Source organism: Chromobacterium sp. CCUG 30098, from assembly GCF_059916605.1.
On sequence record NZ_JAUCGS010000005.1, the window covers coordinates 288,240 to 306,398 of the forward strand.

18 protein-coding genes and 1 pseudogene are annotated in these 18,159 nt (G+C 61.2%); 8 read left to right on the plus strand and 11 right to left on the minus strand.

The window, feature by feature from the left end; all coding sequences use genetic code 11:
• The first annotated feature begins 113 nt into the window (after nt 1-113).
• The 4 genes from QUG03_RS13770 to QUG03_RS13785 all read left to right on the plus strand — a co-directional run bounded on the left by QUG03_RS13770 (nt 114) and on the right by QUG03_RS13785 (nt 3,005).
• On the plus strand, nt 114-788 hold the full coding sequence (locus QUG03_RS13770; RefSeq protein ID WP_500820238.1) for a hypothetical protein: 675 nt from the start codon (nt 114-116) through the stop codon (nt 786-788).
• Between the two features lie 44 nt (nt 789-832).
• Entirely contained in the window at nt 833-1,513 is a 681-nt protein-coding gene (locus QUG03_RS13775; protein WP_500820239.1) for a hypothetical protein, read from the plus strand.
• A gap of 318 nt (nt 1,514-1,831) precedes the next feature.
• Complete coding sequence (locus tag QUG03_RS13780; RefSeq protein WP_500820240.1) at nt 1,832-2,581, plus strand: hypothetical protein; 750 nt, start codon at nt 1,832-1,834, stop codon at nt 2,579-2,581.
• Nucleotides 2,571-3,005: a hypothetical protein gene (locus QUG03_RS13785; protein WP_500820241.1), complete on the plus strand. Its 435-nt coding sequence runs from the start codon at nt 2,571-2,573 to the stop codon at nt 3,003-3,005. Before QUG03_RS13780 ends, QUG03_RS13785 begins: the two co-directional genes overlap by 11 nt.
• Before the next feature lie 711 nt (nt 3,006-3,716).
• On the opposite strand, the gene QUG03_RS13790 is transcribed toward QUG03_RS13785, so the two are convergent.
• From QUG03_RS13790 to QUG03_RS13815, 6 genes are all read right to left on the minus strand, one after another.
• Nucleotides 3,717-3,962, minus strand: a complete 246-nt coding sequence (locus QUG03_RS13790; protein ID WP_500820242.1) for a peptidylprolyl isomerase — start codon at nt 3,960-3,962, stop codon at nt 3,717-3,719.
• 437 nt (nt 3,963-4,399) lie between these two features.
• Nucleotides 4,400-4,654: a Txe/YoeB family addiction module toxin gene (locus tag QUG03_RS13795; protein ID WP_081575981.1), complete on the minus strand. Its 255-nt coding sequence runs from the start codon at nt 4,652-4,654 to the stop codon at nt 4,400-4,402.
• Nucleotides 4,654-4,917 carry a type II toxin-antitoxin system Phd/YefM family antitoxin gene (locus tag QUG03_RS13800; RefSeq protein WP_019101444.1) on the minus strand — a complete coding sequence of 88 codons (264 nt, stop codon included), beginning with the start codon at nt 4,915-4,917 and terminating at the stop codon, nt 4,654-4,656. Before QUG03_RS13800 ends, QUG03_RS13795 begins: the two co-directional genes overlap by 1 nt.
• Nucleotides 4,918-5,433: 516 nt before the next feature.
• Nucleotides 5,434-5,910, minus strand: coding sequence for an FKBP-type peptidyl-prolyl cis-trans isomerase (locus QUG03_RS13805; protein ID WP_048410490.1), 477 nt, complete (start codon nt 5,908-5,910; stop codon nt 5,434-5,436).
• 166 nt (nt 5,911-6,076) lie between these two features.
• The gene (locus QUG03_RS13810) at nt 6,077-6,598 is read right to left on the minus strand and encodes a hypothetical protein (RefSeq protein WP_500820243.1); all 522 of its coding nucleotides are present in this window, start codon (nt 6,596-6,598) and stop codon (nt 6,077-6,079) included.
• 726 nt (nt 6,599-7,324) lie between these two features.
• Nucleotides 7,325-8,260 carry a LysR family transcriptional regulator gene (locus tag QUG03_RS13815; protein WP_107799912.1) on the minus strand — a complete coding sequence of 312 codons (936 nt, stop codon included), beginning with the start codon at nt 8,258-8,260 and terminating at the stop codon, nt 7,325-7,327.
• A gap of 209 nt (nt 8,261-8,469) precedes the next feature.
• Here QUG03_RS13815 and QUG03_RS13820 point away from each other — a divergent pair, with 209 nt between their 5' ends.
• Both QUG03_RS13820 and QUG03_RS13825 read left to right on the plus strand, forming a co-directional pair.
• Nucleotides 8,470-8,541 carry an NAD(P)H-dependent oxidoreductase gene (locus QUG03_RS13820; RefSeq protein ID WP_370646608.1) on the plus strand — a complete coding sequence of 24 codons (72 nt, stop codon included), beginning with the start codon at nt 8,470-8,472 and terminating at the stop codon, nt 8,539-8,541.
• A gap of 152 nt (nt 8,542-8,693) precedes the next feature.
• A pseudogene (locus QUG03_RS13825) lies at nt 8,694-9,089 on the plus strand (NAD(P)H-dependent oxidoreductase); the annotation flags it as partial.
• Nucleotides 9,090-9,095: 6 nt separating this feature from the next.
• On the opposite strand, the gene QUG03_RS13830 reads toward QUG03_RS13825, so the two are convergent.
• Nucleotides 9,096-11,051, minus strand: coding sequence for an oxidoreductase (locus tag QUG03_RS13830; RefSeq protein ID WP_500820244.1), 1,956 nt, complete (start codon nt 11,049-11,051; stop codon nt 9,096-9,098).
• A gap of 138 nt (nt 11,052-11,189) precedes the next feature.
• Between QUG03_RS13830 and QUG03_RS13835 the strand changes: the two genes are divergently transcribed.
• Nucleotides 11,190-11,774 carry a cupin domain-containing protein gene (locus QUG03_RS13835; RefSeq protein ID WP_227107395.1) on the plus strand — a complete coding sequence of 195 codons (585 nt, stop codon included), beginning with the start codon at nt 11,190-11,192 and terminating at the stop codon, nt 11,772-11,774.
• Between the two features lie 401 nt (nt 11,775-12,175).
• Nucleotides 12,176-13,210 (plus strand): ABC transporter substrate-binding protein, encoded by a 1,035-nt coding sequence (locus tag QUG03_RS13840; protein ID WP_500820245.1) that lies wholly within the window; start codon nt 12,176-12,178, stop codon nt 13,208-13,210.
• A 66-nt stretch (nt 13,211-13,276) separates the two neighbouring features.
• Here the strand turns inward: QUG03_RS13840 and QUG03_RS13845 are convergent, their stop codons facing one another.
• The 4 genes from QUG03_RS13845 to QUG03_RS13860 all read right to left on the minus strand — a co-directional run bounded on the left by QUG03_RS13845 (nt 13,277) and on the right by QUG03_RS13860 (nt 17,707).
• Nucleotides 13,277-14,707 (minus strand): carbohydrate-binding protein, encoded by a 1,431-nt coding sequence (locus QUG03_RS13845; RefSeq protein ID WP_500820246.1) that lies wholly within the window; start codon nt 14,705-14,707, stop codon nt 13,277-13,279.
• A gap of 67 nt (nt 14,708-14,774) precedes the next feature.
• Nucleotides 14,775-15,407, minus strand: coding sequence for a lytic polysaccharide monooxygenase auxiliary activity family 9 protein (locus QUG03_RS13850; protein ID WP_107799917.1), 633 nt, complete (start codon nt 15,405-15,407; stop codon nt 14,775-14,777).
• Nucleotides 15,408-15,511: 104 nt separating this feature from the next.
• Nucleotides 15,512-16,336, minus strand: a complete 825-nt coding sequence (locus tag QUG03_RS13855; RefSeq protein ID WP_500820247.1) for a nucleotidyltransferase domain-containing protein — start codon at nt 16,334-16,336, stop codon at nt 15,512-15,514.
• Nucleotides 16,337-16,480: 144 nt separating this feature from the next.
• Nucleotides 16,481-17,707 (minus strand): RtcB family protein, encoded by a 1,227-nt coding sequence (locus QUG03_RS13860; protein ID WP_500820248.1) that lies wholly within the window; start codon nt 17,705-17,707, stop codon nt 16,481-16,483.
• Between the last annotated feature and the right edge of the window lie 452 nt (nt 17,708-18,159).

Consider the following 18,159-nt stretch of genomic DNA (forward strand, 5'->3'; position numbering starts at 1 on the left):
CGGGCCGCGCGCCGCAAACTCAATTTGCATAGACCCCGGCCGCGGCGATAACATGGCTTATCCACGGCGGCACCCGCCCCGCAAGCAATGCGAGACCGGCTCCGGGCATCCCTATGAGAGAACTCGAAATTGTCGAACAACTGGTCCTGGGCCTAGACCCGGCCGGCCGGCGCGACCCGCTGGGCACCCCCAAGGACCCGGCGCTGGATAAGGCGCGCGCGCTGTATTACGAGCAACTCAAGCGCGTCGCCAAACAACACGCCGCGGACCCGCCCACCGCGCCCGAGCCGCAAGCGGCCCCCGGCGGCGCGCGCCAGGGCCAGCGCTGGACCATCGCCGAAGACAACCGCCTCGCCCTGCTGTGGGAAGCCTCCCCCGCACCGGTACGCCAACTATCGGAAAAACTGGGCCGCAGCCCGCTGGCCATCGTCTCCCGGTTGGTCCACCTGGGGCTGTACGAGCACCAGCAAGCGGCGATGCAGGCCGACAACGCCCGCATGCAAACGCTGGACCTGCCGCCACTCTGGGACGTACCCGCCGCCGCGGAAAAGCCGCCCACCAAACCCGCCGCGCCGCCCACAGCCGGCAAGCAAGGCGCGGTCTGGACCGTGGCCGACGACCAGCAACTGAAAACCCTGTGGCACAGCCCGGCCCAGCCGGACAGCCAGGCCATCGCCAAACAACTGGGCCGCAGCCGCGGCGCCATCCTCGCCCGCCTGGTGCGCCTGGGCCTGTTCAGCGACCGTGAGGCGGCGTATCAGGCGGATCAAGCGAGGCAAGCGGGATGAATCGCTTCCACCCCCGCCCAGCCAACCCAATCTGAGCAGACACCATGGCCTTTTCGCTCGCAAGCATCAGAAAAACCCTTTCACTGAAACCATCCACAATGACGGCCCCAACATCCAACGCCGCGCCCGCCCCGCCGCAAACAACGGCGCCTATCCAAGCCGCGACACCAGTTCCAGCTCAAGCGCCCGCGCCTAATCCGCCGCCCGCTACAGCCCAGGCCGCCCCCAACACGGCGGAGGAAAAAGGCCATGAGGGCGAGAAAGCGCTCAACGCCTGGTTTAACCAACACAAACTGGCCTATGTGGGCACCTGCCAGAACAAGGAAAGCTTCGCCTCGCTATTCCAAGGCGCAGCCAAACGGCCGGACTTCCTGCTCCTGCTGCCCTCGCTGGGCATGATCGCCATCGACGCCAAGAACTACACCCCATGGTGCGGCGAACTCACCCTCAGCCTGGAAGAAGAACTCAAAAAAGCGCTCACCTTCGAGCGGCTGTTCCGCCTGCCGCTGTGGTACGCCTATTGCGATAAGGAAAACATGGGTCAGAACTGGTACTGGATCAGCGCGCTGAAAGCGATGGAAGTGGGCGAAGTACGCAATGGCAGCAAGGGGCAATTCCTGGCCATCAAGATGGAGCACTTTGAAACCATCACCAGCCCCAAGGACTTGGCCAAGCTGTATACCCATACCTTGCCGAGTTTGGAGAAGGTGGCGGCGGGGGGGTGACAAATGAAGAATGAAGAACTAATGTTAGAAAAATTAGGTGATCTATTCTATTTCTCAGCGATCTACTTCCCCCAACATTAGAGGCATTTCCCATCCGCATATATTACGTTTGAAAACTCAAAATTGAGCACCTGAAAAATAAAGCACCACATATTACATAATTTTTAACCAATCCATCACCAACAAAACCAAGAAGGCTCTTCCTTATTGCAACACCAGCCAACAAAACTCAAGCCACACTTATAAAACACAGCACTCCAAAATACCTTCCCATCATTTATTTTCAACTCATCTTAGACCACAACCCATTATTAAATCATGAAAGCCAATACCATGAATCGCCAATCCCTCATTTGTCACTTATGCTCTGGAGCTCCGGAAAAAACGGCAAAAACTATCGCACCATTGCTCAACATGAAACCAGCAGAGCTAAAATCTCTGATAGATGAAATTAACGACGAAGAAGAATACATCATTTCAACAGGGAAAGGAGGGGGATTGACAATAACAAAAAACATCTGTGATGAAAAAAAATCGTACCCTTACATAGCTCATCACGTACAGACATGGATTGCAAAATCAATATATCGCAACTACGGCTCTACAAAATATCACTTCAAAGAAACCCACAAAATAAAACTATCAGGAAAATGGAGCACTCCTGACTTCACAACAGTATGCGCTCATAAGTTTTCATATGCAGCGCCATCAACTATCGAAGTAGTTTCGTTTGAAGTAAAACATACTGAAACCCAGTTTGATGTAACCGCCGTATATGAGGCACTTGCTCATACTAGAGCCTCTAACTACAGCGTTTTATTTTATTACGACCCTCCGCACAATTCATATATTGATCGTAACCTAGATGATGTTTTTGATGAAATAAAATTTTGTTGTGCCAGCCTTGGGGTTGGGCTTATTGTGTCAAACCACCCATCCGAAATTAATAGCTGGCAGTACTACGTTATGGCAGAACGTCATACACCAGACCTACGTAAGGTCGACTATTTTCTCGAGGAGACATTTAAGACCCACGCCGATAGAAAATGGTTTAAAGATGAAACATAATTACCACATAATCACGCCAATATTTAAAATAAAATCTCTTATAAATATAATTCGTCTTTTTTTTACAAATAACACCACAATGATGGTACTAGCTACTTTCCTTGCCATTTCTGGAGCTAGCATCAGCATATACAAAAATGACTTTCACTGGCTATCACGATTTGGAGCACTTATAGGTTGTGTAGGCATCATATTAATCGCGAGACCTGCAATTATTGGCCAAGGACTACTAATTCCAATACTCTCCCAAGACACCGGTGAATTCTTCAATAGCTCAAGACACTATGAAAAGAAAAATGAGCCCATACCAGATTCGGTCAAAGAGGATGAGAAATCCAGAAAAGCCGTAGGCTGGTTGGGGCCATTACTATGCTTTATTGGCGCATTAATCAATGCCTTTGGGGACATGATTTCAATCACCTAATATGCACCATCCTCTAGCATTTTCAACCCAACCAACGCCTTTCCCTACCCCCTATACCACACCATACCCACCGTAGTTTCATTCAAATAAAAATATCCAAATTTCATACAAACACATTAACCACCATCTCCCATCTTAAAGCTGACCTTCTTCAAACCTGAAGACTCATACACCTCAGTGAGCATGGCACTCACAATTTCAATTTTCCGCAATTATAGACAAACCCAAAAATATAGAAATCCAATTTATAAATATTACTAGGCAGAGGCAATGACAACAATAATCAAATCAGATTGATTTTAATTATTTCTACATTCTACGCATTACAGTTAGACACACTGATGACCGTATAAAAAGCATTCAACCCAGACATAAACTAATAGCCATTCATTAGCTCCAAAATACCGAACACACAGAATGATCCACTATTACTGAATAAGCACCCTCTACGTGCCTGTTTAAAAAAAAGCGCCCCAAGGTACTATTGGGACGCAGTGCAGCCCTACACACACCCCTTTCTTCTTCCGCTACGACCTTCTATGCGACGAACAAAAGATCTTTTGCGTGCTTGTCGGAAAAACGATAGCGAAAGTGTAGAAACATAGATGGTGAGCAGCCCACCAGCAAATCACTACCACTCAAACCGCCAGGCCCACGCAAAACAAAGCCCTCCCAAATGGGAAGGGCTTTGTTTGTATGAGGCCGGTACTATCAATGCTGATGCCCATGCTCACCATGCACATGCTGGTGAGCGATTTCCTCAGCCGTTGCCGCGCGCACGTCCACCACTTTGACGACAAAGCGCAGGGCTTTGCCGCACAGCGGGTGCTTGCCGTCCAGCAAGACGGTGGGGCCTTTGATCTTGGTGACGAAGTAGTAACGCGGCTCGCCGTCCGGGCCGATGCGCTGGATTTGGCCGCCTACCTTCACACCTGGCGGGAAGTCCAACTTGGGCATGGTGGTGACCAGGGCTTCGTCGCGCGCGCCGAAGGTGTCGAGGAGCGGGAGGGCGTCAAGCCGGCGGCATCCTGCGAGACGAAAGTAGCCGCGCACTGTGTGCCGTGCACGGTAGGCCGCGGACCCTACTAAATCATCATCCGCGCAGCGGACTCAATGCCTTGGCAATTGTGCTTAGAACGTGTTTACGATCTCGCTTGCTAAGGCGAGACAAGGCGTTGCGGCTGAGAAAGCGGAATGTACGCGTGGTACATGAGCATTTTTAAAGACGTACTCACCGTGTAACGCGTCCACGACGCCGCAGCAGATCGTAAACAGGTTCTTAGGCCCGCTAACAAAACCCCTGATCCTGCGTTGCGCCTCCTGGTCGTACCACTTGTACTGCCTGCGTCGGCGCGCCTTGGCTCAGCTTCTCTGCGAGCTTTTGTTAGCGGGCCTTAGTAGTGGTAGCGGCACTGCAAGATGGTCAGAACATTGCTCTGGACAGCGTAGACCAGCCGATGCTCATCATCGATGCGACGCGACCAAAAGCCAGCAAACTGGTGCTTAAGCGGCTCTGGCTTGCCGATCCCCTCAAACGGGTTGCGCTGGATGTCCTTGATCAGAGCGTTGATGCGCTTGAGAGTAGGCTTGCTGCTCTGCTGCCAGTAGAGGTAATCCTCCCATGCGTTGTCATCAAACTTGATCTGCATTACTCGCCCTCGTCTTCGAGAAGCGTTCTCTCTTTGGCCGCTCCGCTGTGAAACCTTGCCGCCGCATCGGCCAGACGCTTGGCATTTTCAGGGGAGCGCGTCAGGTAGGCGGTTTCTTCCAGCGCGTTGTAGTCGGCCAGCGACATGATCACCACCGGCTCACCGCGCTGGGTGGTGACGATCACCGGCGCCCGGTCTTCGTTCACTTGACGCATGACTTCGGCCAGGTGCTGGCGGGTGTGGCTGTAGGTAAGCGCTTTCACGGTGTTCCTCGCTCAAATCGACAATGATTGTACAAATCATAGCACAACAAAGGCGGCATGGTTCACGCACTAAGAACGTGTTTACGATCTGCTGCGCGTCGGCGATACAGCGTTGAAACCATCTTCGAAATGCTCATGTACCGTATGTACATTCCGCTTTCTCAGCCATTTTCGCCTTGTCTCGCCTTAGCTCGCGAGATCGTAAACACGTTCTAAGCATTCTCATCAAGGCCTGCGGCCTCGCCGTCTTCAAGAACATCTTGCATAAACTCGCCTTCATCCATCGCTTGGATGAATAGGTACGCATTATCCAGACGCCGAAGCAAGGCCTACCTCCTAGTGCGCCGCCGCCGGGTGACATGTGCCCACGCCTCCATCTCCGAATATGTCAGAGCCTGCGGGCCGCAGTCCGAAAAATGCCGCCCTGCCGATAAGCAACGCCAAATAATAGGTGGGGTCCAGACAAAACAAAGCCCTCCCCAATGGGGAGGGCTTTGTCTGTATGAGGCGGGGAAATCAGTGCTGATGCCCGTGCTCGCCATGCACATGCTGGTGAGCAATTTCCTCGGCCGTGGCCGCGCGCACGTCCACCACTTTGACGACAAAGCGCAGGGCTTTGCCGCATAGCGGGTGGTTGCCGTCCAGCAAGACGGTGGGGCCTTTGATCTTGGTGACGAAGTAATAACGCGGCTCGCCATCCGGGCCAATGCGCTGGATTTGGCCGCCCACCTTCACGCCGGGCGGGAAGTCCGACTTGGGCATGGTGGTGACCAGGGCTTCGTCGCGTTCACCGAAGGTGTCTTCGGTAGCCAGTTCCAGCGTGGTTTGAAAACCCGATTCCTGGCCTTCCAGCGCGGCTTCCAGCTTGGCGAACAGGTTGTCGTAATCGCCGTGCAGGTAGGAGACGGGCTTCTTGCCATCGTCGTAAACCAAGCCCTGGCTGTCGGTGACTTTCATGCGCAGGGTGACGGCGGTGTTGGCGGTGATTTTCATGGCGGGCAATAACAAAAAAATGGAAGCGGGAAGGTTCTCAGTTCAGCGAGGGAGTGTCAACCGAAACACCCTTAGTTTGCTGGATACGGATATGGCTGTTTGCTGGGAAAAGCCTCTCCTTCCCCAATAGCCAGCCCCGCTCCCGGGGCCGGCTGCCCTTCCCAGCTTATCCCCTCTTCTTCCGCCCCAACTTACGCGGCAAGGCTTCCAACTCGTCCAGGCTGAGATGGAGGCGGTTCACCGCCTCCACATGCCTCGGCAGGTCCACCTGCTCCACCCCCAGGTTCAACAACAACTCCAGATAGTTGAAGAAGCTCTTGCACATGCGGCGGCGGTGGCCGCGTTGGCTGAAATCCATATCGCTGGCGATGCGGAACAACAGGCCGCGCGCGGAGTGCTGGCGGTTGAGTTTCAGCATCTGCGCCAGATGGGCGGCGTACTGATGGCCCAAGGCGCGGGCTTCACATTCATCCTTGGCCTCGGCCGGCTGCCAATAATGCGGGTAGGTGCGGCCTTTGATGCGGCGGATGAAGGGCAGGCTGAGGTCTTTGGCGTGGGGACCGGCAAACCGGTAGCGGGAGCGCGGCCCTAGCGGCGGGAGTGGAGAAGCGTCCTGATGGACGTCTTGGGTTTCAGCAGCGGATGGAGTGAGTTCGATGCCTAGCACCGGACGGACTAGCTTTACCATTTGCAACCTCCTGAGCAGAAGGGCCCGGCCGCAAGGCGGCAGGGCGGGCACATGACAAGAGTTAGCCTACCGGTGAGTTCTTACGAAAGCCGGCGCGCCCGCGAGGGCGCCACTTGCCATGGCCCGCCCGAATAGGCAAAGCAATGGCAGCGGATACGCTGTGGAAACAGCGCATCCGCAGTAAGAACTCATAAGCGGGAGGCTAATCCCGAGCGCCGCGATTGCTGCGGCGCGGGGGCTATTGTTGAGGAGGAGTGGGAGGGCGTCAAGCCGGCGGGGTCCGGTAAGGTGGATCGCCGCCATCATCTTGTGCGGCGCAGCGGGGTTCCGCGTGGGTATCGCTACGCTCCACCCACCCTACGCGCGGCCGCTCGTCATGGGTAGGGTGGGTGGAGCCGCAGGCGATACCCACCAGCCGCCAGCCCCGGCAGGAACAAGCCATTAGCGCAGCGGAACGTAACCGGTTCTAAGAACGTGTTTACGATCTCGCGAGCTAAGGCGAGACAAGGCGTTGCGGCTGAGAAAATGGAATGTACGCGCGGTACATGAGCATTGCGAAGCGGTACTCACCGTGCCACGTCTCACGACGCGCAGCAGATCGTAAACCGGTTCTAAGAGCCGCTAACAACACCTCGCAGAGAACCTGAGCCAAGGCGCGCCGACGCAGGCCGTACAAGTCGTACGGCAAGGAGGCGCAACGTAGGATCAGGGGTTTGGTTAGCGGGTCTAAGAGAGAGGCACCGCATCCGCCGCCAACCCCGCCTGCGCATTGACCAGGGTGATGATGAAGTCCCGCATCCAGCGATGGCCGGGGTGCTGCTGGGTGCGGTCGTGCCAGGCCATGCCCACTTCAAAGCTTTCCGTGGGCAGCGGAAACTCCACTTGCTTCAGCGCGTCGCCGCGGTCTTGCACCAGGCGCTGCGGCACCAGCGCGACAAAGTCGGACTGGGCCACCATTTCCGGCACAAACAGGAAGGACGCGGCGGACAAGGCCACGTTGCGGCGCAGGCCCAGCGCCGCCAGCGTGCGGTCCACCGGGGTGAAGAAGCCGTTGCCGTCCAAGGACACGATGACGTGGTCCAAGGCCGCGTATTCTTCCACGCTCAGCCCTTCTTTCAGGGTGGGGTGGTCGCGGCGGCCTATCAGCACATAGTGTTCGTCGAACAGACGGCAGCTTTGCAGCTTGGACGGGGCGGCCGGCGGGGTCAGCAGCGCCAGGTCCAGATCGCCCTGCTCCAGTTGCGCTTCCAGCCGGTGCAGGTCCAGCGCGCGCACCGCCACCCTCACGCCGGGCGCGCTTTTGCGCAGTTCCCGCGCCAGCGGGATCAGCAGCGCGGCTTGCAGGTAATCGGTGCAGGCGATGGCCACGGTCAGGTCCGCGCTGGCCGGCTCAAAATCCTGATGTCCGGCCACGGTGGCGCGCACTTCGTTGAGCGCCTTGCGCAAGGGCTCGAACATTTCCAGCGCCTTGGCCGTGGGATACATGCCGCGGTGGACGGCCACCAGCAGCGGGTCGTCAAACAACTCGCGCAGGCGGTTCAATTGCGCGCTCACCGCCGGCTGGCTCAAGCTCAGCCGCGCGGCCGCGCGCGTCACGTTCTGTTCCACCAGCAAGGCTTCCAGCGTTACCAGCAGATTGAGGTCGAGTCGTTTGGTATCCATCTGATGAATAGTAAGCAATAAAAACCGTGATTTCACGAATAGTTGACCGCGCGTCAGACTGGCGGCTTTCCACCGTGAAACTCTTGGAGGCCGCATGAACCGACAAGCTCTCATCATCCACGCCCACCCGGACCCGGCGTCGCTGACCGCCCAATTCGCCGCGCTGGCGCGGCAAAGCAGCGCAAGCGGCTGGCGACGGATTGTTGATCATGCTGTTTCCGCTATGGTGGTACGCCCTTCCCGCCTTGCATAAAGGTTGGATTGACCGAGTCTACGCTTAAAACCTGTTCACGATCAGCTGCGCGTTGGCGATACAGCGTTGAAAACGTCTTCAGAATGCTCATGTACAACATGTACATTCCGCTTCTTCAGCCGTTTTCGCCTTGTCTCGCCTTAGCTCGCAAGATCGTAAACAGGTTTTTACGGCTTCGCCTATGGCTATCGCAACGAAGGCAACCGCTGGCGCTACGGCGACGGCGCGCTAAGCGGCAAACGCGCGATGCTGGCCGCGATGGTGGGCGGACAGGAGCGGGACTACGGCCCGCGCGGCATCAACGGGCCGCTGGAGCAACTGTTGTTTCCTGTGACACACGGCTGCCTGTTCTACCCCGGCATGGAGGTGCTGCCCACGCATGCGGTGTACGACGCCAACCGTCTTTCCGCCGCCGATATGGACGCGGCCAAGGACGCCTGGCGGCAAAGGCTGCTTGGGGTGTTCGACGAAGCGCCCATTCCCTTCCGCCGCCAGAACGGCGGCGATTACCCGGACGGCCACACTTTGGGCGAGCAGGTGGCCGCCAGCGGCCTGACGGCGCATATCGCCGGCTGACGGCGGCTACAAACGCCAGCCCAGCCGCATGCCTTCATAAACGGCTTCTTCCGCGGTGCGCGGCGCCAGGCAATCGCCTATCGCGTGCAGTTCGGCGCCGCAGCCGCTCAGTTCCTCCCATAAACCATCCTCGGCCTGGTGCCCCTGACACAGCACCAGGCAGTCCACTTCGCTCTCCACCATGGCTTCCTCGCTGGCGGTGTGCAGCAGGTACACGCTGTCGTCGTCGTGGCCGTACAGGCGCGCGTACGGCGTCACCGTCACGCCGGCGCGTTGCAGTTGGCCGGCCAGGTGGTCGCGCACATACATTTGCAGCGCTTCGCCGGCATGGGTGCCGTTGACCGCCAGCCTCACCTGGTGGCCGGCGGCGGCCAGCCGCAGCGCGATGCCGGGGCCGATCCAGTCGCAGCGCCAGTCCGCCACCAGCACCTTGCCGCCCCGCACCGCCTCGCCGCGCAGCACTTGCCAGGCATCCAGCACTTGCATGGCGCCGCCGCCTTCCAGCGCCGGCCAGCGCGGCCGCGCGCCGGTGGCCACCACCACCGCGTCCGGGGCCAGCCGCCGCACCAGTTCGCGGTCCACCCTGACGTTGCGCCTCACTTCCACGCCGGCCAGTTGCAGTTCCCGTTCCAGATTGGTGATCAGGCCGCCAAATTCCGTGCGGCCGGGCAGCAGTTGCGCCAACAGCGCCTGGCCGCCCAGTTGCGGGCCGGCTTCGTACAGGCTGACCTGATGACCGCGCTGCGCCGCGATCACCGCCGCCTTCATGCCGGCCGGGCCGCCGCCGGCCACCAGCACTCGCCGCGGCGCGGCGGCCGGCCGCAGTTCGCCGTATTCCAGTTCACGGCCGCTTTGCGGGTGTTGGATGCAGGAGATGGGTAGGCCGCGGTGGAAGCGGCCGATACAGGCCTGGTTGCAGCCTATGCAGGCGCGGATGTCCTCCTGCCGGCCCTGCTCGGCCTTGGCCGGCAGCTCCGGGTCGCAGATCAGCGCGCGGGTCATGCCGCAAGCATCGGCCTGTCCACCGGCCAATAGTTGTTCTGCTTCCTGCGGCTGGTTGATGCGCCCGGCCAGCAGCACCGGGATGCTCAGCGCACGCTTGAAGCGCGCCGCTTGCGCCGCCAGGTAGGCGGCCGGCAGCGCCATCGGCGGCGCGATGTGGATAGCCGCGCCCAGGGTAGCGGAGCTGCCGGCCACCAGGCTGACGTAGTCCAGTTCGCTCTCCAGCGCCCGCGTGGCCGCCAGCGCCCGCTCGGCGTCCATACCCTCGCCTTCTTCCTCGCCGGCGGAGATGCGCAGGCCCACCACAAAGCCCGGCCCGCCGCCGGCGCGGGCGGCGGCCACCGCTTCGCGCAGGAAGCGCAGCCGGCCGGCGTCGTCGCCGCCGTAGCCGTCTTCACGGCGGTTGACTTGGGGGTTGAGGAATTGCGCCGGCAGATAGCCGTGGCTGGCGACGATCTCGGCGCCGTCCACGCCGGCGGCGCGCAGCCGTCTTGCGGCCGCGCCGTAGCCAGCGATGATTTCATCTATCATTTCGCGGCTCAGCGCGCGCGGCTGCACGTGGAAGCGCTCGCTGGGGGTCGCCGAAGGCGCGTAGGCCACGCTCAGCAGGCCGTCGGCGCTTTCCATGATTTCGCGGCCGGGGTGAAATAGCTGGGCGAACAGCTTGCAGCCTTCGGCGTGTACCGCCTCGGCCAGTTGCCGGTAGCCGGGCACGCAGCTGTCGTCGGTGGCCATCAGGGCGTGCGAGGTGTAGTGCGCGGTTTCGTGGACGCCGGAGACTTGCAGCACGATCAGGCCGACGCCGCCGCGCGCCCGCGCCCGGTGGTAGGCCACCAACGCCGGGCTGACCCGGCCGTCCACCGGCAGCACGGTGTCGTGGCCGGTGGACATGATACGATTCTTCAGCAGCGCCGGGCCGATGCGCAGCGGGGAGAACAGCAAGGGGAACAAGGTGCTCATCGCGTGGACCTTTGATCGGGTTTGGCGGACGCCAGCTCTATGGCAGTTTGATTTTGCTTAAATTAAAATTTATTGCAAATTTTTTTAATAAAATACAAGTCAGAACCGCGAACACACGCCGCGGCACAGGATTTCATCGTGAGCAAAAACGCAACATCCGCCGCCGACGCCCCGCTGCAGCTGGGCGCCCGCATCCGACAACTGCGCAAACGCCAGGGCCTGACGCTGAGCCGGCTGGCCGAAACCAGCGGCCTGTCCGTGGGCCACATCAGCCTGATCGAACGCGAGCTGGCCCAACCGTCCATCAACGCGCTGGTGAATATCGCCCGCAGCCTGGGGGTGACGGTGCAGTGGTTTTTCAACGGCGCCGCCGAGCAGGCCGAGGACGAGAAGGGCTACATCGTGCGCCGCGATCAGCGGCCGCGGCTGGATTACCAGAGCGGTTTCGTCGACCACTTGCTGACGCCCAAGAACCAGCGCCAATTGGAGATGATCCATTGCCTGATCCCGCCCGGCGCCAGCTGCGACGAGGGCTACAGCCACAACGGCGAGGAAGCCGGCTTTGTGCTCAAGGGATCGCTGGAGTTGTTTGTGGGCGAGCGCCAGTTTCATCTGGAACAAGGCGACAGCTTCGCCTATTCCAGCAGCGAGCCGCACCGCTACCGCAATCCGGGCAGCGGCGAGACCATCGTGATATGGGTGATTACTCCGCCCAGCTTCTGAGAACCAGGCCAAAGTCTGCTGCGCTTCAGCGATACGGCGTTGAAACCATCTTCAGAATGCGCATGTAGCACGTGTATATTCCGCTTTCTCAGCCGTTTTCGCCTTGTCTCGCCTTAGCCCGCGAGACTTTGAAGAGCCTGTTTGCGATCTGCTGCGCGTCGTGAAGCGTTGCACGGCGAGTACCGCGTCGAAATACCCACGCCCCCAGCAAAGCCGCTCGCTCAGCGGCTTTCGTCTTTTCCCGTACGGGCTTGCGCAGCGCCCGGCCCGCTCAAAGCCTGCCGATGCCGCAACAGTTTTTTAATAAAATCAAAATAAATTTTACAGTTTTTTTGATCGCTTCCTAGACTGTCCCGGCCGGCGCGGATAAGCCGGCCACGCAGCATCAGAGGAGACCGATCATGAAATTGACGCATCTGAGCATCGCCGCCTGCCTGCTGGCCGGCGGCGTCGCCTCCGCCAACCAGCTGGTGGTGGTGTCCTACGGCGGCGAGAACCAGGCGGCGCAATCGCGCGCCTATTACGCGCCCTATCAACGTCAAAGCGGCGTGCGCATCGTCGCGGACGCCTGGAACGGAGAGTTCGCCAAGATCAAGGCGATGGCGGCCACCGGCCGCTCGCGCTGGGACGCGGTGGAGGTGGACGCCGCGGCGCAGGGGCGCGGCTGTGAGGAGGGCTTGCTGGAGAGGCTGGATTACCGGCGGATAGGCGACAAGGCCGACTTTGTGCCCGGCGCGGCCCAGCCTTGCGCCATCGGCATGTTCCTGGCCTCCATGGTGCTGGCTTACAACGAGGACAAGCTGAAAACCGCGCCGCAAAGCTGGCGCGATTTCTGGGACGTGAAGCGTTTCCCCGGCAAGCGGGCATTGCGCCGCGGCGCGCCCTACACGCTGGAGATCGCGCTATTGGCGGACGGCGTGCCGCCGGCCGAGGTTTACAAAACCTTGGCCACGCCGGCCGGGGTGGACCGCGCTTTTCGCAAGCTGGATCAGCTCAAGCCCTATATCCAGTGGTGGGAAAGCGGCGCGCAGCCGCCGCAATACCTTCTGTCCGGCGACGTGGTGATGAGTTCTTCCTACAACGGCCGCATCAGCCTGGCGCGGCGCGAGGGCCGCAAGCTGCGCATGGTGTGGCACAACAATATCAGCGAGTTCAGCTACTGGGCCATTCCCAAGGGCTCGCCCAACAAGGACGAGGCGCTGAAGTTCATCGCCTTCGCCAGCCGGCCGGAGCAGCAAAAGCTGTATTCGGAGCAGATGCCCTACGGCCCCAGCAACCGCAAAGCGCTCAGCCTGTTGCCGGCAGCGGTTCAGTCCGAGCTGCCCAGCCACCCGGCCAATATGGCCGGTTCGCTGGCGATGGACGCCGCCTTCTGGACCGATCACGGCGAGGCGCTGGAGCAGCGCTTCGCCAGTTGGGCGGCCAAGCGGCCGTAAGCGGCGCCGCTCACCCCACAAACTTTAATCGGCCCGCCGCCGCAACGGCGGGCCGCCAGGCTAGGCTCAGGCCAGCCGCCACAGGGTGAAGGCCACGTCCGGCGTCCAACCGGGGTTGGAACGGTGCGCTTGCAGGCAGCGGTAAAGCTGGCCCTGGTAGCTGACGCCGTCATCCACCTGGTAGTCGTGCTCGTTCAACCACTCCGGAAACTCCGGCTCCGGCCCGCCGCCGCTGGTGCTGGCGCTCACGCTGTTGCTGGGGCCGGAGGCGTGGCCGGCGGCGTCCAGCGCGGTGACGAAATAACGGTAGGCGGTGCCGGGCCGCAGGCCGCTGTCCAGGTAGTTGAGCGCGCTGGTCTCCCCCGCCGGCTGGCCGTCGCGGTGCAGCTGGTAATGCGCCACCGGCTGTTCACCGCCCTGGGAGGCTTCCCAGCTCAGGCTGATGGCGGTGTCGCTGCGGCTGTCCACCTTGAGGTTTTGCGGCGCGCCCGGCCGGTTGCCGCCGCTTTCGCCGTGGATCAGTTCGGCGTAGTCGCGGACAAAGCCCCAGTCGTACGGCCGGCCGCCGGCGTCGCGTCCGGCGTCCCAGTTGACGGACCAGGTCATCAAGCCGCGGATGGGATTGCCGTCGGCGGCCAGGCGGCTGAAGGCGCGGTACACCGCGCCGGGGTCCGCCACATAGCCGGTGGCGGCGGCGTCGTTGTTGGCCGGCAGGCCGATGGCGAACTTGTCCGCCGGAATGCGCAGGAAGCCGCGGCTGCCGTTGATCAGGCTATCGGTCAGGTAATAAAGAAAGTCTTCTTTTTGCTCCTGGTTGTCCTGAGACAGCCAGGCGTTCAGCTCGTCCACCCAGACGCCGTCGCCGCCCTGGTTGTAGTACTGCGGGGCGATGAAGTCGTAATAGCCGTCCAGCGCGGCGAGGTAAGGCGCGTATTTGTCCCCGGTCTTCAGGTAGGGGAATTCCGGCGCCATGCTGATGATGAAGCCGCGGCCCTCGGCGGCGTAACGGTCTTTGACCCGTTTGAGCGCGGCCGGGATCACCGCGCTGTTGTCTGCGGCGGCGATGGCGCTTTGCTCCAGATCGATGTCCAGGCCGTCAAAGCCGTAGGTTTCCACCAGGCGGATGATTTCGTCGGCCAGCGCTTGCTCTTGCCCGGCATGCAGTTCGATGTGGGCGTCCGCGCCGCCCAGCGAGATCAGCACCGCCCGCCCCTGGCGATTGAGTTCGCCCACTTGTTCGCGGAAGGCCTGATCGCTCAGATTGTAGGGTTTGAAAGTGGGAATGCCGGCGCCCTTCATGAAGGCCACCGCCACGATATTGTAGTCGGCCGGGGTTTCCGCCAGCGGCAGGTCCGCGGACTGGCCGCGCTGGTAGCCGTTGCCCGGCTCCGACGGCCAGTTGTGCCAGAAGCCCATCAAGAAGTTGCCCGCGATCTCCGGCATCAATGAGGCGTCGTCGCTCAGCGCGCGCCGTTCCGGCTTGGCGAATTGATTCATCTGCCCTTCCTTTCATGGAGACGACAGCGGCGGCCCAGGCCGCCGCGCCTTGCGCGAAGCGCGTCGATCAGCTGAAGTCGAAATCGATCACCTGATAAAAGGCGTTGCCGGTGTCGGCCACTTCCCAGACCGCCAGCACCACGTGATAGCCCTGGCGCTCCGGCAGCCTGACGTTGTGGATGGTGGGGTCCGGCGGCATCAGTTCGGCGCCGTGGGACCAGTACGGCTGGGCGGTCAGTTCCACTTTATAGAAAGGCTCGGACTCGAACTGGGCGCGGCTCAGCGGCTGGTTGGGATTCCAGCCGGGCTTGGTGATGAAGTAGTTCCAGCGCCGGGTCAGGTGGACGGCGTGATAGCTCCAATGGAATTCCTGCGCCTGGCCGGATTTGACCGGGTGCTTGTGCCAACGCTCGGCGCTCTGCTCGTCCAGCACCGCGGCGAAGGCCTGGCCAGCGCTGGCGATCTTGCCGTCCGCCGGCGGGGCCACATTGGCCACGTCGTCCGGCGCCAGCGGGTCGCGCAGGCCGCCCGCGCCGGCGGGGAAGAATTTGCCGCCTTCCAGGCCGTTGACCTGCCAGCTTTGCAGCGGGCATTGGGCGTTGACGCCGTCCACGCAGAACTGGCCGCGCGATTCCGGCTTAAACACTTGGCCATGGCGCGGCTGTTGGCCAGGCCTGGATTCGACATTGGTGTAGCTCATCAGGATACCCCCGGGTTGATGTCAGGACGGCGGCGTCCGGCGCAAGTCCGGACCGCCCGCCGCCCACATCTTATTATCCCGATGGAATACGCAATGCTGTCCTTTCAGCTGGACACCAATTTCAGCTCATGGTCTAGCGGCCTGGCCAGCCGCCACAAGGCTTGGTCAAGCCGCGCGTTGTCGCCGCTGGGCCGCGCCAGGGCCGGCGCCGGTTCCGCCGCCGCCAGCTGCCGCTCGATGAAAGCGTGGATCCGCGGGCGGCGCGGTCCGCGCATGGTCTCGCCGCAGGCGATCTTCACCGCCAGCAGGCGGTTGATCTCGGCGGCCAGTTCGGCGTCGTCGACGGTGCCGGCGGCCAGTTGGGCGAAACGCGTCGGCGGCATGCCGCGGCCGGCGTCCAGCCAGCGCACCGCCAGCAGGGCTCTCAGCACGTACAAGTATTTTTTCAGGCACACGCTGTCGCCCTGCAGATGGGCGTCGAAGTTTTTGCGCGCCATCGCCAGGTAGTGCCAGCGACACTTGAGGTCCGAGCGGAAGTCCAGCGCCAGGCCGCGCAGCAGCCGCAGCGCCTGCGGGTCCGCCCGGTACACCAGCGGCGATTGCAGCCATTCGCACAGCGTGGGGTTGGAGCCTTGCAGCAGGCGCAGCGCCTTGCGCAGCTCCCAGCCGCTGATGTCCAGCTCATCGTTGATCGGCAGTTCGATCACGTCGCGCTGCGGCATCACGCGCAAATACCATTCCGGCTCGTGCACGTAGATGAAGCGCACGTCGTAATCGCTGTCCGGCGACGGAAAACCCCAGGCGCGGCTGCCGGATTCACAGGCGTAAAGCACTCGCACCCGGTGCCGTCCTTCCAGCGCGTCCAGTTCGCGCCGCACCCGCTCGCGCATCGCGTCTTCCAGCGGGTGTTGAAATAAAAATTCTCGCATTATCTTTGTCTCCAGCCCTGCCTAGGGGCTTGCTTTAGCTGCTGTTCAATGTCCGCCGCGCGCAGGCCGGACGGCTAGCAAAGAAGCTTAAAAACCGCTCCCGCGCTGGCCCGCCCCGCCGCGCGCCCGATCATGAACCGCCGCTCATCCTTTCACGCACACCACCTGGCGCAAGGTGTGCGCCACCTCCACCAGGCTGGACTGCGCCGCCATCACCGCGTCGATGTCCTTGTAAGCCATCGGGATTTCATCGATCACCTCGGCGTCCTTGCGGCATTCCACATGGGCGGTGGCGCGGCGCTGGTCTTCCAGGTCGAAGCGGCGCTTGGCTTCGGAGCGGCTCATCGCGCGCCCGGCGCCGTGGCTGCAGGAACAGAAGGCTTCCTCATTGCCCAGGCCGCGCACAATGAAGCTCTTGGCGCCCATGGAGCCGGGAATGATGCCCAGCTGACCCTTGTGGGCGGCCACCGCGCCCTTGCGCGTCACCAGCACTTCGCGGCCAAAGTGGGTCTCGCGCTGCACGTAGTTGTGGTGGCAGTTCACCGCTTCCACTTCGGCGTCGAAGGGCTTGCTTATCACGCCGCGGGCGGCGTCCACCGCCTGGCGCATCATCAACAGGCGGTTTTGGCGCGCGTAGTCCTGAGCCCAGCCCACCGCTTCCACGTAGTCGTCGAAATGACGGCTGCCTTCTTCGAAATAGGCCAGCTCGCGGTGCGGCAGATTGGCGATATGCCCGCGCATGTCCGCCTGGGCCAGTTCGATGAACAGATTGCCGATGGCGTTGCCCACGCCGCGAGAACCGGAGTGCAACATGAACCAGACCCGGTCCGCCTCGTCCAGGCACACTTCGACAAAGTGATTGCCGGTACCCAGCGTGCCCAGGTGAAGGTGGTTATTGGTTTTCGCCAACTTGGGGTATTTGGCCGCGATGGCGTCGAAGCCCGGCAGCAGCCGCGCCCAGGCGGCGTCCACGCCGGCCGGCGGCCGCTGCCAAGCGCCTTTGTCGCGGCCGGAGCGGGGGGCGCTGCGGCCGTGCGGCACCGCGGCTTCAATGGCGCTCCGCAAGCCGCCCAGCTGGTCCGGCAGGTCCGCGGCGCTCAAGGTGGTGCGCGCCGCCATCATGCCGCAGCCGATGTCCACGCCCACCGCCGCCGGAATGACGGCCCCCACCGTGGGGATCACGCTGCCTATGGTGGAGCCCTTGCCCAGATGCACGTCCGGCATCACCGCCAGGTGCCGGAAGATGAAGGGCAGTTGCGCGGTTTGCAACAGTTGCTGACGCGCGGCGTCTTCCACAGGCACGCCTTGCGTCCACATCTTGATGGGCGCGCCGTTGGCCGCCAGCAGGGTTTGATAGGGATTCACGGTCATATTCTTGTCTTTCTTTGTGCATATCTGTTTTTAGAGCCGCTAACAAAACCGCGCTGCCTACCTGAGCCAAGGCGCGCCGACGCAGAAAACGAAGTGTCTGCGAAGCGACAGCACCAGTCGTGCGACAAGGAGGCGCAACGCAGGATCAGGGGTTCTGTTAGCGGGTCTTAGAGCCTGTTCACGATCTCGCGAGCAAGAGCGAGGCAAGGCGAAAACAAGCGAAAAAGCGGAATGTACTCGTGGTACATGAGCATTTTTGAGCTTGTGCTCACCGAGCAACGCTTCACGAAGCGCAGCAGATCGTGAACAGGTTCTTAGCGCGCCGCCGGCGCGCTTCGCCCCAAGGCGCGGGCAGGCTTGCGCCGCCGCACCCGTTCCGCGTATTGCCAGAATCGTGCCAGCTTCATGACAACTTGAAATTAAACATTCAAGCCATTGATTTAACAATAACA